Here is a 14917-nt window from a genome sequence, read left to right as displayed (position 1 = left end):
CCACTGTCAACATCAATCTTCACTGTTGACGCTGCCACCAAGCCCTGACTAACCGAATTTCCTCATAGGAATAGTTGTTTCCCAGCTTCTCTCGGATTTTTGTGAGGGAAATGGGGCCGATACGCTCAATGATTTCGGCGATGGTCTGTTTGCGATCGCAATCCACTACTCCGTCAATCTCTCCCACCTGCCCTGCCTCGATCAAATCTTCCAAATGCGTAGCAATGGTCGTAACCTTCAGGTCTCGTCCAGCTGCAATTTCTTCTAGCGTCTTTCCTTGTTGATAGAGCTGGAGCGTCGCCAATACAGTATTCGATAACTTAAGCGTAGTTGGCCCCGAAGGCTCCTCCAGCTCAGCTGCATCTGCTTCGCTCACCACAGGCAAGCCCTGCTCCTGCCGATGAGACCGAATAAAAGCCGTAAATTGCTGGCCATATTGTTCTAGCTTGCGCTTACCGACCCCCGAAATCTTGGCAAACTCCACCATGGTCTGGGGCTGCTGCTGGGCCATCAGCTTCAAACTAGAATCCGCAAAGATCACGTACGGGGGAACAGACTGCTGATCCGCCAGCTCCTTTCGCAACTCTCGTAACCGTTGAAACAAGGCTTCAGCCTCTTCCCGGCGAGCATTGTTGGGCCTGTCCTGGGTCGGGGCAACGGGCACAGGAACAAATACGGACCGTTGATGCCGCAACACTTCCCAGCTCAGTTCATTTAGCTTAAGTACCGGATAACCATCGGTAGTTTCTGCAACCAAACCTTGATGCAGCAACGTCCGTCCTAACAATCGCCATTGATCCACTGTTTTGTCTTTGCCAATCCCATAGGTAGAAAGCTGGTCATGGCGTCGCTGCAGAACCTTTTGATTGCGTGAGCCTCGCAACACATCAATGACATAGCTCATCCCATATCGTTCCTGGCAACGAGCCACACAGGACAACAGCTTTTGAGCCGGGATGGTCCAATCTTCGACGGGTTTAGGATGGCAGCAGTTATCACAGCCCCCACAGTCTCCCCCAAAGGTTTCGCCAAAATACCCCAACTGTACCGTTCGCCGACAAACCGTGCTTTCGGCATAGTCAATCACCTGGCGTAACTGTTGGCGGGCAATCCGCTGTTCATTATCTAAGGGGTTGCCTGTCTCTGGATCGACTTTCTGTTCAATCAGCCATTCAAGGGTGTGAATATCCTTCGTACTAAAGAACAGCAGGCACTTAGACGATTCACCATCCCGACCCGCCCGGCCCGCCTCCTGGTAATACCCCTCGATATTGCGAGGCAAATTATAGTGAATGACAAACCGCACATCCGGCTTATCAATCCCCATGCCAAAGGCAACCGTAGCCACCATCACCTGGACATCATCCCGAATAAACCGCTCTTGATTAAGGGTACGAGCCTTATCGCTCATGCCCGCATGGTACGGCAAAGCACTAATGCCATCCGCCTGCAATCGAGCTGAGACTTCATTCACTTCCCGTCGACTCAAACAATAGACAATGCCCGAGTCTTGGCCATGCTGGCGAATCTCCCGATAGAGATCGGCATAAGCTTGCCGTGATTTGGGGCGCACCTCGTAGTAAAGGTTAGGACGGTTAAAACTGGCCACATGGACAAAAGGCTGTCGCAACTGCAGTTGCTGGATAATGTCTTGTCGCACCCGCTCCGTCGCCGTGGCCGTTAAGGCATATACAGGGACCTGGGCATATCGTTGCCGCACCTCGGCCAAACGACGATACTCAGGCCGAAAATCATGTCCCCACTCAGAAACACAATGGGCCTCATCCACCGCAAATGCAGCTAAACCTGTCTGGGCCTGCACCTGATCCAATAAATTAAGGAAAGATTCATGGAGTAATCGTTCTGGTGCAACATACAGCAGCTTGATCTTCCCAGAAAAAACTTCTGCAATCCGTTGCCGAGCTGTAGCCGCATCAATACTGCTATTCAAAAATGTTGCTGGAATATCATTGACCTGCAGTGTCGTCACCTGGTCCTGCATCAGGGCAATCAAAGGAGAAATCACCACCGTCAACCCAGGCAACAATAAACCTGGTAGCTGGAAACAGAGGGATTTGCCACCTCCCGTCGGCATCACGACCATCAGATCTTGCTGCTGTAGTGCTGCCTCAATAACTTGCTGCTGACCAGCCCTAAACTGGTCATACCCAAAATAGTGTTTTAGAGCCGCTTCCAAGGATGCAAAGTCAGGAGCAGATGCAAAAGAACTCAAGGTCATGGGCAGTATAGGGATGAAATGTGATCGAAATATTCCTCTTCACCCCAGCAATGGGTCACAATGGGGAGGGGTCCATCATCATCACTCTTAAGTGGGGGATATGGTTAATGCTAAGCCAAGACACCCTGATTTGAGCTAGCTTTAATCTTCACCTAAGTTGTCATCTCTTTTTCGTCCTGGATAAAACGATCTTCCATGCCCAAACGATTCTCCTGGATCATACCGAATCAACTCGCCGTGGGTTCCTTTCCCCACCAAACCACCTCAGCATCTCAGCTACGACGCGAGGGGATTACTGCGGTTCTGTGCCTCAATGAAGAAGGTGAGCAGCCGGTTCCTGATGACATTCAACATGGGTTTCTCTGGCAGCGAGTCCCCATTCCCGACGGGTTTACGGGAGGCGTTCCCTCAGAAGAGCAATTTGACCAAGCCCTCAAGATCCTCAATCGCTGGCAGCGCAAAGGCCACGTCGTCTATGTCCATTGCTTAGCAGGTGTAGGAAGGTCTGCATCCATATGTTGTCTACACGTCGCCCAAAAACAAGGGCTATCCCTGGAAGATGCGATCGCATTTGTGAAAGAACAGCATCACTATGCATCCCCCGACAAAAATCAAGTCCAGGTCATGCAGTCTTATCTTGCTTCCACAGACGATTAATGGCTTCTTTCGCTCCAGCATTAACCTAGCTTGCCAGATTGGACTGAAGTAAAGGGCACCTCCATGTCTATCCCCAAAGCTGATTCCCATCGGCAGCGCCTTTTAGCGGAAGCTTTACAACTAGCGCGCCAAGAGGACACAAGCACCACTTCCCAACGATTGGCCACCATTCAGGCAGACTTGCAAAGTTTCGCTCATAGCATCCATCGGCAACCCATCCCCCGCCCATGAAATTCCAGTAGCCGTCCGAGAAGCGTTTGTAGAAGCCACCGTCAGGCTCGTTCCCTACCAGGAAGTTGGCGGCAGTAATTGGCAAGGGACTCTAAACTCACCCACCCTAGAGCATTACCGCCCAGATCCACTCCCCAAGATCTTGCAAGAACCCGCCATGGGTTCCCAACTGTGCGAGCTCTTTCAACTATCCGATGACTTTGCTTCCCAGCTCCAAGCCAGTCAGGAACAGGTCACCAAACGACTGGCTCAGCAAAAACGGATCATGGCAGCAGCAATGACCTTTTTTGAGGGTTCCGGCCAAGGGAGATTGCTGCTATTCCAGGCCCTATTTGGCCCCCCTAGCAATCCCTGCAGCAATCATCGACTATATCCACACCCCCCTCCAACTCTATTTCTGCCTTCCCTATAAGGACGGCAAATTTTATAGTTCAAATCCTGACATTTCCCTTCCAGATCAGCTTTCTGAGTCCTTACAATCTTTCCTACAGCAACTGGATGAGTTCCACTACCAGAAGTTTGATCGATTCCCTACTTTTGGGCCATGTCATCCTGCCCATATCGATCCCGACTGGTGCCAAGCCCTCGCTCAAACAACCGGCGATTCCTCGACTGATATCGCCCGCGTCCTCAGTCGAGCCATTGGCATCATCCCCACTCATAAAATGGAAGCCTTCTTAATTCATGATGTGTGGGGCCATCACTGGCAATACCTCTGCACCCAATTTTCCAGTGACTACGCCATTCTCAAAGATTGTGGTCAACCCTTCCATGCCGGCGAAACAGCCTATACCCCTGACGGCCCCATCAATTGCCGCATGCTTTTTCAAGTCCAAGGGGAGCAAGTTGAACTCGATCACCCCCAAAGCCCATCTATTTTTTCATGGAGAAGTCCAGCAGCGATTAGGGCTCCTTTTCACCCATCTCATCGCCGAAATGATTGCGGATGCAGCTGAGTTTAAGTTCGTTTGGGACAATCCTCACCATGCCGATCAACTTCTCAGCAGCTCTGTCTTTAAGGACCTCCCGACCAAGCTAGATCTCACCCTCGCGGATATTGATTTTCTATTTTTGCAAGTGCTTCGTCCCCTGGTAGAAATTCATCTGTCTGCCCTTGAGGAAACCCCTTTAGAAACGGATCTCCTTCGAGAATGGGGACAAGCAGGCCATCCGGTACATGCCCTAGGCTTAAAAACGAGTTTAAAGACTGCGATCGCAGCCCTATACCAAATCTTCTTTCAGGAATACAACACCACCTACCTGCCCACATTGACCGGAGAATCCAGTCTATTCACCGATATCGTTAGCAATCTGCTCTATTTACAGAACGTCCTCAACGAGCTCTACACCGAACCCATCAATAAAAATGCCGTTCCGTTTCAAGACCTGCTATTACTGTTTGTGGGCTGCTATTGTTCCAGCGACAGCTATGCTGAATTCTGGAGTTTAGACGATGCCCTTGCTGCTTATTACTGGCCCTGCTGGCACCTTCTCAACACCCTCCTGAATATCCAGTGCTAACTCAGCCTGAATTTTTAGGTGTGAAGTGAATTTTTAGGTGTGAAATAAGACATGAGCTTCACAATTTTTTGGCTCAGTATCAGTTTGCTTTCGGGTCTCATTTGGGTCGGCCTCCTCCTCTTCCGAGGCCAATTCTGGCGGGCTAATCAAGTTCTAGACCCCACACCACCGCCTCTAGACCTACAAGAATGGCCAAGCGTCTGTGCCATTGTCCCAGCTCGCAATGAAGCTGAAGTATTGCCAGACAGCTTGAGATCGCTACTCCAACAAACCTATCCCGGCCCCTTCAAAATCCTACTCATAGACGACCAAAGCACCGACAAAACTGGAGAAATCGCCCAGGAAATCGCCACTGACTTAGGTAAAAACCACCAGTTACAAGTCATCCAAACCTCCCCACTCCCTCCAGGCTGGTCTGGCAAACTATGGGCCATGCACCAAGGGATAGAAACGGTTCTAGCAGAGTCCGTTCACCCAACTTACTTCTTACTTACAGATGCTGATATTCAGCATGAGGTTAATTCTCTCCAAAGCTTAGTCACCAAAGCTGAGCAAGAAAACCGAGACATGGTCTCCTTGATGGTCCGACTCCGGTGCCAAAGTATTTGGGAACAGCTACTGATTCCAGCTTTTGTCTTCTTCTTTCAAAAACTATATCCCTTCCTTTGGGTCAATCAGCCCCAGAAGCAAATGGCTGCAGCAGCAGGCGGTTGTATTTTAGTCCGTCGTCAAACTCTCATGACCATAGGGGGAATCGAAGTTATTCGAGACGCTTTGATTGATGATTGCGCCCTTGCTACTGCCATCAAACTAACACCCAAATCCCAACCCAACCGCAACATCTGGATCGGGCTAACCTCCGCCACCCAAAGCTTACGGTCTTACGACACCCTTGATAGTATCTGGTCAATGGTCGCCCGCACAGCCTTCACACAACTCAATTACTCTACATTGCTCCTCATAGGGACTGTACTAGGGATGTTCCTGATCTCATATGGTTCCCCCCATTAGTATTGTGCTTGGCCTCTATCTTGGCAATATCAGTATTAGTCTTATAGGAACAGTGACTTGGGTCTTAATGACCCTGGCCTATCTACCCACTATTCGACTCTATCAACTTTCCCCCACCTGGGCCATTTCACTCCCATTAATTGCAATACTCTATAACCTAATGACCCTTGATTCTGCTCGTCAACATTGGCAAGGAGAAGGCGGTGCTTGGAAAGGGCGTGTATATCCCGTACGCTAGCTTTATTTCGCTAAAAAATAGTTTTTAAGACTAGTGATTAGCAAAAAACCTATGAGTCAGTTGTCCTATTCTTTCACCCATAATCCTCTTTAACTCAATCTCAAATTCACCATAGCCAGATATTCACAAAAACAAGAAACCCCAAGATTAAATGAAAGGGTTTAATAATCGCTATCCGCGACACATATTCCTTGACACTTAATTCCATTCGTTGCCGTGCGTAGACAATGTGGACAGAGGACTTTTTCTATTTCTGGTGGGTGACAGTTCTTCAGGTTATTTTCTTGTTTACTTTCATCAGGCTTAGAACTTGAAGTCATCAAAATACAAACTTTTGAAAACTGATCATCTCTCACATTGTACAAACTCTAGAAAAACCACTAGCGCTATTCAGCCGTAAAGATTCTATAGGCATAACGTTTAGTCTCCTAGAATTCTGCTATATGCTCTCTTTATCAATATTCAGAAAACGCGTCATGTAATGAAACGCATACATTTAATTCATCACAAACGTGCATAAACACGTTATTTATAAGAAAGTAGGAGTATAACTTGATACAAGAAATAGCTTATGTCAGCTTTTCAGCCTACAAATCCAAGTTCTCCAACCTCCCAGGATTCTTTATTTGTTGAATGTGTTGAAAAACTTATACCTCTCGCTGGAGAGAGGATGCAGGCTATTGACCTACATTGGTGGGATGTCGATCGATTCCTAGGCTTAGCCTTTCATATCCTTCTCACAGAAGAAGATCTCATCTCTCGTCAACAGGTCGCCCAATTACTACCCAAATTTGGTGCAAAAGCGGTACCTACTCTATTCGTCATTTTCCAACATCAGAATAGTGATTCGACCCTAAAGCACTTATCAAGTCAAGCACTAGCCAAACTCGAACGCACGATTCTAGTGGCTGGCCTAATCGATACGCTAAAAGCTTCAGAAGACGATCGGTTTGATCATCAAATCAGTCAAATGTTAGCCACCGTTGCTCCTGAAGCCATTGCAGGCCTCACAGAACTAATGGAAACGCGGGAATGGCACAACCTTGCGCTTCGAACACTCCATATGATGCAGTTACCCCAGACCCAAATCTTATTAGATCAACTCATCTGTCATCCCAATCCAGATATCCGCCATTCAACCATCGACGTCCTTAGCGAATTAAAAGACTACCAGCTCCTATGCCGTCTCGAGAATGCATTCAGAGCAAGCTCTGCTCATAACACTCACAACCTCCCCCAGACAGAACTATCATCTCCTAACTCTCAAAGTTCGAAACAGCAAGACAGCCCAAATTTCGAGCTTTTGATGAAGCTAGCTGCCGCTCAAACTGAAGAACAAAACTATTGGGGGGCTATCCATTCCTATTCCCAAGTGATTTCTCTCAACCCTGAGAATGCCAATGCTTATGGCAATCGAGGTCTACTCAGACTTAACTTGGGAGATCAACAAGGTGCTATCACTGACTTTCAACAGGCTGCTCAGATTTTCTGGCATACCGGTAAAAATGCTAATTTTGAGATAACACTCAGTTATCTTCGTAAACTTACTCCAAATGCACAGTTTACGTTTCCTTCCACATAATCAATTAGCGAACTTCTTTCTTAGTCCCATCTAAGTACTAGGATTCGGTAGGATGATATTTTCAGCCCATGACAAAAATGCTGAGAATTATCGATAACCAATGCCGTAAGTTTGAACTACATCATAAGAAGCCATACATTTCTACAATTTCAAAAGAACATTGAGTAGCTCCAAGCATATACTCCAAACAGGTATCCACTAACCTATTCAAAAGCACACGCTTCCCCAAACACCAATACAGGTATATATCACCATCCGCTCTAATTCTTTTGGGGATTTCATTCCAATCATCTAGATAATCTTATTTTGCTTGTTACGCTTATTCAGCCAAGCTGCAAAAACAAATAGAGCTGTCAACATTAGGTAACTAATAGCCCAATCACTTCCCGTTCCCCAACCCAAATCCACCACTGTATCGGTCGGGGTCCAAGCAAAACTATGAATCAATCCAAACCAAGCTAGAATAGCAGCCCCAAAGGCCCAAAGAGCCGCTAGTCCGAATTGTTGCTCAATGATATATACCGTAATGGCAGCTAAAATCATTGCCAACAAGATGACCCCTTGTTCCAGCGCAAATGCACCTTCAATGAAGGTATCACTCATCTTAAAATTTGCGACTAAGACTTCTGGTTGAAAGGGCTGTTCAGGCGTACCGACTCCTGCAGCACGCATGCTATTTTTAGCAATTAATGCCCCCCATGCAGCAATTCCTGGCATTAATCCAACCACTACGGCCGGTGCATGAGCTTTAGGCGTTGCCGTAAAACTCTGTGCCACAATCACAATTCCAATCCAAAGCACTATTGCCATACCCGCATCAATAGGCACCAAATATGTGATCACTCCCAGAGTGCCGCTTAAACATAAAATCCCCATGACCAAACCACTAAGCCATGAATACCCAATTCGGGCTCCCATATCTTTCCAGCCCGGGTGGCCAATATAAATCGTTGTCGGGAAACAAGAGCCACAGACCGCAGCCACTAACGTTCCGATGCCATTAGCAGCTAAGCAAGGAGCCGTTGGATACCGATCTCCCGCAGCCTCCGCACTCTCAAGGTTTTGTAAGCTCCCCACCAAATTAAATAATCCCATTGGCAAAATGATGCTGAAATATTTACTCAGCACCCCACCTTGCTCCCAAATCGCACCAATCCACAATTTAGGAAAATAAAAACCTAGGGGTTGTATCGCTTTTTCAAACACTGCTGGATCCCATTGAACTAATCCAGTAGCCCAAGCAAGCACCATCCCCACTAAAACCGACAACAACCCTCCTGGGAGGACAAAATCAACTCGACCAAAGTAAGTCAGTAAGATCACTCCCAAGGGCAGCAATCCAACGATGGGATTAGCAAAAGTGCGCAGCAAGAACCCAATAGCAATGAACGTTAACGCAATACCTCCCAAGGTTGAAAGCATCGCAGCTCGAGGGGCTAATTGTCTGAGGCGATTACCGAACCAAGCACCTACTAATTCAATCAATCCAGACCCTAAACAAGCCACTAATCCCGCTTGCCAAGCAAGTTCAGCTGCCTGCGGAGGTGCTATCCCCCATGCCAGAGAGTGTTTAGATTTTTGTGTAAGCCGTAACGTATTCAATAGTTGAATCGTGTTGGGAACAGAATAGCAAAATGGGACAGCGCCGCCTTCCAATTCAAAATCGGTCTGGTCCATCTCTTCGAGATATTCCTCATCGCCAGAAACATCAATTTGTAGACAGACTCTTCATTCGGGAAGACAGCTTTGGTCTTAATCACCTTTCGCAGTGAGCGATTGAGCGACTCAATGGCATTAGTGGTGTAGATAACCTTTCGGATGGCCATTGGGTACTTAAACAACGGAGCAATATTATCCCAATGCCGTATCCAGATTTGGCTGATGCCAGGATACGTCTGGTCCCATTTGTTGGCAAACGCATCCAAGGCAGCCTCAGATTCCTCCAAAGTGGCCGCTTGATAAATGGGCTTGAGGTCTGCAGCTACGGCTCGACTTTCCTTCCAAGGCACATGGCGCAAACTATTGCGAATGAGATGAACGATACAAACTTGAACTTGAGTATCGGGATAGACCGATTCAATCGCCTGGGGAAAGCCTTTGAGACCATCACAGCAAGCAATCAAGATATCCTGAGCGCCTCGGTTTTTAAGGTCTGTGAGCACTGAAAGCCAGAATTTTGCTCCCTCCCGCTCGGCAGCCCCTATCCATAATCCCAACAGCTCTTTGTTTCCCTCCACAGTTACCGCTAGCGCGACATAGACGGCTCGCTTGCTGACTTGGCCATTGACTTTGATGTTCACATACAGGGCATCGAGATAGACAATCGGATACACCTCATCCAATGGTCTTGAGCGCCAGTCTTTAACCTCCTCCATGACACTATTGGTGACGTCACTAATCAGACCCTCAGAGATATTGGCCCCATACAGCTCCACCAATTGAGCTCGAATATCACGAGTGGTCATGCCACGAGCATATAAGGCGATGATTTTCTCGTCGAGTCCCGCGATACGTCGCTGGCCTTTGGGCACGAGGACAGGCTCAAACTCACTGCAACGGTCGCGAGGAATCGATAGGTCCATCTCTCCTTGTTCAGTCTGGACGGTCTTTTTCGAGTAACCATTGCGACTGTTTCTAGGGCCATGAGAACGCTCATCGACGGAGGATTGATGCAGGTGATGAGTCAATTCACCTGCCAAGGCTCGTTCCACTAGGCGTTTGCTGAGTTGTTTGAGCAGTCCTGATTCGCCCAGAATATCCTCTGGCTGTGGATTCTCTCCAATGAGTTCATCCAATAGCTCATCAACTCGATTGGGTACTTGTTTCTTTCTAGACATGATGCGGTCTCCTGGTGTGTTTGGATTCTAGACCGCTTACACAAAACTCTGATCAGTCTCGATGCCAGAGCATCCAACTTAACAGGCAGCATAACCAAAAACACATAGGCAAACAGACTGACTGTATTGATGCCATAGGGGAGTGCTGTTAAGTCATCTCGTCTCTCCCTCAGTCCTTGCCGATAGGCCAACCAACTATAGTAGACATTTCCTAAAATCAAACTCAGGGCAACTCCTGGCAGGATTCGGCCATATATCAAATCTGCACCAAACCCAAGTACACCCTGACACAACCCTACAATCAAAAGGATTTGAACAATATTATCAATCGCTAATCCAAAAAAACCATCAATATCTTTACGGACAAACCAACTCGGCGTTGCATTGGCTGATTCCGTCATTTATTCACTCTCTCGACTAAGCATTGCCTTCATCATGGCACTCTGACTGACTCTTTGATAAATCGTTCGCAAACAATCACTGACCAGAGGATCGCCGCCAACCTTACCTTCAGATGACAATGGCAAGGGTCCCAATACATCCAACACAGTTTCGCTTGTAGGCGGTGGTGTAATGACAACCAAAGATGGATCCAACTGCTGGTCGTATCGCCAAAAATCAGTCTTAACCTTAATTGCTAAAGATTGAGAGATATCTGTGACTTTTGATTCACCTTCTTCAACTTCTGATCCTACGCTGCGCATCTGTCTTAAATCTTCTACGATGCTCTGCTTTGTACGCCCTCGAAGCTGCAGCAAAATAAAGGGATCTTGACTAAAGTAATCACCCAGTAAGTAGTACACAGCCCCAATATGCTTGCAAGGGTTAACGGGATCTGGACAGGAGCATCGACTGTGAATATCAAACTTACTAAAAGGGAACAAACTGAGGCCACTTGCCGTAAAAGCTTCCTCAATATTTTGAGGCATCTCACCAGCCAAAAGTTTCGCAGCAAAGATGGCCCGCAGAGACATCTCTTCAATGACAAATCCCCACTGTTCATCCGTAAATGAGTCAAGCGCCAAGGAAACCTTATAAGGTTGTTCAGCAGTCCCTTGCACCTGTGCAACTACTTTAGGGCCATTGAATTCTAGCTTCAGTACCCGACCGTCACGAACATAGTTACGAGCCCGTTCTAATCTACGGCGCCACCCAAAAGACTCCAATACATCAACCCAGCGCTGAGCCCACCATTCTCTTTTTCCTGGGCCATTAACATCACCAGACTGACTATCAGTAGATTTTGCTCTTAAAGAGACCAATTGGGGTTTGGAAGAAGGCTCTTCTTTAGTTCCACTGGAATTATTCTGGGTCGAGGAGTCATTCATGGATGATATTCCCTATCAATCTATGGATTCCGAGGAAAAGCATGATAATCCTTCCAATAGCATCCAACTAAAAAAGTAGACCCTCTCTAATGAGAAGGCCTACTCTAAATATTAACCTGGCACTGAGCTATTTTCCCAGGGGGCTACCCCCCAAGTATCTTCGCCGCTACAGCGTTTCACAACCGAGTTCGGGATGGGTCGGAGTGGGTCCACTGTGCAATAAGCACCAGGAAGACTGTTAGGGTTAAAACCCTCAAGACTGCATAGCTAAATTCTGTCAAACATTCAATGAATAATGAGGTCAAGCCCTCGGTCTATTAGTACGGCTCGACTGCATGTGTTACCACACTTCCATCTACCGCCTATTAACGGGTGGTCTTCCCGTGACCTTACTGGCTTATGCCATGAGAGCACTCATCTTGAGGTGGGCTTCCCACTTAGATGCTTTCAGCGGTTATCCACTCCGCACTTGGCTACCCAGCGTTTACCGTTGGCACGATAACTGGTACACCAGCGGTGCGTCCTTCCCGGTCCTCTCGTACTAAGGAAGGATCCTCTCAATGCTCTTGCGCCTACACCGGATATGGACCGAACTGTCTCACGACGTTCTGAACCCAGCTCACGTACCGCTTTAATGGGCGAACAGCCCAACCCTTGGGACCTACTCCAGCCCCAGGATGCGATGAGCCGACATCGAGGTGCCAAACCTCCCCGTCGATGTGAACTCTTGGGGGAGATCAGCCTGTTATCCCCAGAGTACCTTTTATCCGTTGAGCGATGGCCCTTCCACGCTGTGCCGTCGGATCACTAAGGCCGACTTTCGTCCCTGCTCGACTTGTAGGTCTCGCAGTCAAGCTCCCTTATACCTTTACACTCTGCGGCTGATTTCCGACCAGCCTGAGGGAACCTTTGCGCGCCTCCGTTACAATTTAGGAGGCGACCGCCCCAGTCAAACTACCCACCTGAAACTGTTCCTCTCCCGGATAACGGGTAAAGGTTAGAATTCTAGCCTTGATAGAGTGGTATCTCACCAGTGACTCCACACTGCCCACAAGCAATGTCTCAACATCTCCCACCTATCCTGCGCAATCAAAGCCCGAACCCAATTCCAAGCTATAGTAAAGCTTCATAGGGTCTTTCTGTCCGGGTGCAGGTAGTCCGTATCTTCACAGACAATCCTATTTCGCCGAGCCTCTCTCCGAGACAGTATCCAGATCGTTACGCCATTCGTGCAGGTCGGAACTTACCCGACAAGGAATTTCGCTACCTTAGGACCGTTATAGTTACGGCCGCCGTTTACCGGGGCTTCGGTCGCTAGCTTCGCCGAAGCTAACCAACTTCCTTAACCTTCCGGCACCGGGCAGGCGTCAGACCCTATACGTCGTCTTGCGACTTAGCAGAGCCCTGTGTTTTTGGTAAACAGTCGCCTGGATCTATTCACTGCGACCACCTTGCGGTGGCACCCCTTCTCCCGAAGTTACGGGGCAATTTTGCCGAGTTCCTTAGAGAGAGTTATCTCGCGCCCCCTTGGTATACTCTACCTGCCCACCTGTGTCGGTTTCGGGTACAGGTAATCTTGGATTAACGTGTTTAGAGCTTTTCTTGGAAGCATGACATCAGCCACTTCGGAGACGTATCTCCTCGTACTCGCGCCTCAGCTCAGGACGTTTTCGCCGTCCCTCATAACCTCGAACGCTTCAACCGGTAACCAACATCCGGCTGGCTTAGCCTACTCCGTCCCTCTGCACAATCCAAAATCAGTACGGGAATATTAACCTGTTTCCCATCGACTACGCATTTCTGCCTCGCCTTAGGTCCTGACTAACCCTCCGCGGACGAGCCTTCCGGAGGAACCCTTAGGGTTTCGGGGCATTGGATTCTCACCAATGTTTTCGCTACTCAAGCCGACATTCTCACTTCTACTTCGTCCACACCTGCTCACGCTAATGCTTCAACCTAACGTAGAACGCTCCCCTACCACTTGTACAAGTACAAGTTCACAGCTTCGGCATGTTACTTAGTCCCGTTCATTTTCGGCGCAGGAGCGCTTGACCAGTGAGCTGTTACGCTTTCTTTAAAGGATGGCTGCTTCTAAGCCAACCTCCTGGTTGTCTTGGCCTTCCCACATCCTTTCCCACTTAGCCACAACTTAGGGACCTTAGCTGGCGGTCTGGGCTGTTTCCCTCTCGACGATGAAGCTTATCCCCCACCGTCTTACTAGTTGAGTGTACACGGGGTATTCGGAGTTTGATTCGATTTGGTACCGCTCTCGCAGCCCGCACCGATTCAGTGCTCTACCCCCCCGCTATAATCTCAACCGCTGCGCCTAAACACATTTCGGGGAGAACCAGCTAGCTCTGGGTTCGATTGGCATTTCACCCCTAACCACAGCTCATCCGCTCCTTTTTCAACAGAAGTCGGTTCGGACCTCCACTTGGTGTTACCCAAGCTTCATCCTGGCCATGGTTAGATCACCCAGGTTCGGGTCTATAAATACTGACTAACGCCCTTATCAGACTCGGTTTCCCTTTGGCTTCGACATTTCCGTCTTAACCTGCCAGTACTTATAAGTCGCCGGCTCATTCTTCAACAGGCACACGGTCAGCCGTTAAATCGGCCTCCCATTGCTTGTAAGCTAACGGTTTCATATTCTATTTCACTCCCCTCCCGGGGGTGCTTTTCACCTTTCCCTCACGGTACTGGTTCACTATCGGTCACATAGGAGTATTTAGCCTTACGAAGTGGTCTTCGCAGATTCACACGGGATTTCACGTGCCCCATGCTACTCGGGATTCAGCTAGTATCTTTAAGTTTTTGACTACAGGACTTTCACCTTCTCTGGTGCAGTATTCAGCTGCTTCGTCTAACCGCTAGAGTCCATGTCGCTGTCCCACGACCCCAAGAGTAAAAACCCTTGGTTTAGGCTGTTCCCGCTTCGCTCGCCGCTACTAAGGGGAATCGCTGTTGCTTTCTCTTCCTCCAGTTACTAAGATGTTTCAGTTCACTGGGTTCGCTCGTGCTGACCTATGTATTCAGTCAGCCGTTTTAAGGGTTGCCCCATTCGGAAACCTCCGGATCAATGCTTGTTTCCAGCTCCCCGAAGCGTATCGTCGGTAACCACGTCCTTCATCGCCTCTGTGTGCCTAGGTATCCACCGTTAGCCCTTTGTAGCTTGACCACAAAAAGTTTTTCATTGGTGTCTGTAAATATCAGTTCATCGCACTAGGCAATCAACTGACCTACCTGACAGAATTTATAATGCTATGCAGTTTT

General features: G+C 48.3%; 10 protein-coding genes, 2 rRNA genes and 2 pseudogenes. 7 read left to right on the top strand and 7 right to left on the bottom strand.

Going from position 1 to position 14917, the window contains the following annotated elements:
* Window positions 1-19 precede the first annotated feature (19 nt).
* Window positions 20-2239: a DNA helicase RecQ gene (gene recQ, locus HRE53_RS24320; protein WP_235108277.1), complete on the bottom strand. Its 2220-nt coding sequence runs from the start codon at window positions 2237-2239 to the stop codon at window positions 20-22.
* A 195-nt stretch (window positions 2240-2434) separates the two neighbouring features.
* Here recQ and HRE53_RS24315 point away from each other — a divergent pair, with 195 nt between their 5' ends.
* The 7 genes and pseudogenes from HRE53_RS24315 to HRE53_RS24280 all read left to right on the top strand — a co-directional run bounded on the left by HRE53_RS24315 (window position 2435) and on the right by HRE53_RS24280 (window position 7479).
* Entirely contained in the window at window positions 2435-2896 is a 462-nt protein-coding gene (locus HRE53_RS24315; RefSeq protein ID WP_212665643.1) for a dual specificity protein phosphatase family protein, read from the top strand.
* Window positions 2897-2959: 63 nt separating this feature from the next.
* Window positions 2960-3127, top strand: coding sequence for a hypothetical protein (locus HRE53_RS24310; protein WP_235108276.1), 168 nt, complete (start codon window positions 2960-2962; stop codon window positions 3125-3127).
* A gap of 157 nt (window positions 3128-3284) precedes the next feature.
* Window positions 3285-3539: a hypothetical protein gene (locus tag HRE53_RS24305; RefSeq protein WP_235108275.1), complete on the top strand. Its 255-nt coding sequence runs from the start codon at window positions 3285-3287 to the stop codon at window positions 3537-3539.
* The gene (locus HRE53_RS24300) at window positions 3460-4083 is read left to right on the top strand and encodes a hypothetical protein (protein WP_235108274.1); all 624 of its coding nucleotides are present in this window, start codon (window positions 3460-3462) and stop codon (window positions 4081-4083) included. The genes HRE53_RS24305 and HRE53_RS24300 overlap by 80 nt, the downstream gene beginning before the upstream one ends.
* On the top strand, window positions 3974-4648 hold the full coding sequence (locus HRE53_RS24295) for a hypothetical protein (protein ID WP_235108273.1): 675 nt from the start codon (window positions 3974-3976) through the stop codon (window positions 4646-4648). The genes HRE53_RS24300 and HRE53_RS24295 overlap by 110 nt, the downstream gene beginning before the upstream one ends.
* 51 nt (window positions 4649-4699) lie before the next feature.
* Window positions 4700-5897: pseudogene (locus HRE53_RS24290) on the top strand (glycosyltransferase).
* A 670-nt stretch (window positions 5898-6567) separates the two neighbouring features.
* Window positions 6568-7479 carry a tetratricopeptide repeat protein gene (locus HRE53_RS24280; RefSeq protein WP_235108270.1) on the top strand — a complete coding sequence of 304 codons (912 nt, stop codon included), beginning with the start codon at window positions 6568-6570 and terminating at the stop codon, window positions 7477-7479.
* Window positions 7480-7770: 291 nt separating this feature from the next.
* Here the strand turns inward: HRE53_RS24280 and HRE53_RS24275 are convergent, their stop codons facing one another.
* The 6 genes and pseudogenes from HRE53_RS24275 to HRE53_RS24250 all read right to left on the bottom strand — a co-directional run bounded on the left by HRE53_RS24275 (window position 7771) and on the right by HRE53_RS24250 (window position 14822).
* Window positions 7771-9156 (bottom strand): NCS2 family permease, encoded by a 1386-nt coding sequence (locus tag HRE53_RS24275; protein ID WP_235108269.1) that lies wholly within the window; start codon window positions 9154-9156, stop codon window positions 7771-7773.
* Window positions 9078-10316, bottom strand: a complete 1239-nt coding sequence (locus tag HRE53_RS24270) for an IS256 family transposase (protein ID WP_235106803.1) — start codon at window positions 10314-10316, stop codon at window positions 9078-9080. The genes HRE53_RS24275 and HRE53_RS24270 overlap by 79 nt, the downstream gene beginning before the upstream one ends.
* A gap of 59 nt (window positions 10317-10375) precedes the next feature.
* Window positions 10376-10717: pseudogene (locus tag HRE53_RS24265) on the bottom strand (NCS2 family permease); the annotation flags it as partial.
* Window positions 10718-11644, bottom strand: a complete 927-nt coding sequence (locus HRE53_RS24260) for a metal-binding protein (RefSeq protein WP_212665637.1) — start codon at window positions 11642-11644, stop codon at window positions 10718-10720.
* A gap of 114 nt (window positions 11645-11758) precedes the next feature.
* Window positions 11759-11875, bottom strand: a 5S ribosomal RNA gene (gene rrf / locus HRE53_RS24255).
* A gap of 66 nt (window positions 11876-11941) precedes the next feature.
* Window positions 11942-14822: ribosomal RNA gene (locus HRE53_RS24250) — 23S ribosomal RNA — on the bottom strand.
* Between the last annotated feature and the right edge of the window lie 95 nt (window positions 14823-14917).

Source organism: Acaryochloris sp. 'Moss Beach' (genome assembly GCF_021497025.1).
Classification (GTDB): domain Bacteria; phylum Cyanobacteriota; class Cyanobacteriia; order Thermosynechococcales; family Thermosynechococcaceae; genus Acaryochloris; species Acaryochloris marina_A.
Note: the sequence above shows the minus strand (reverse complement) of the source record. Positions and strands in the feature narration are given on the sequence as shown.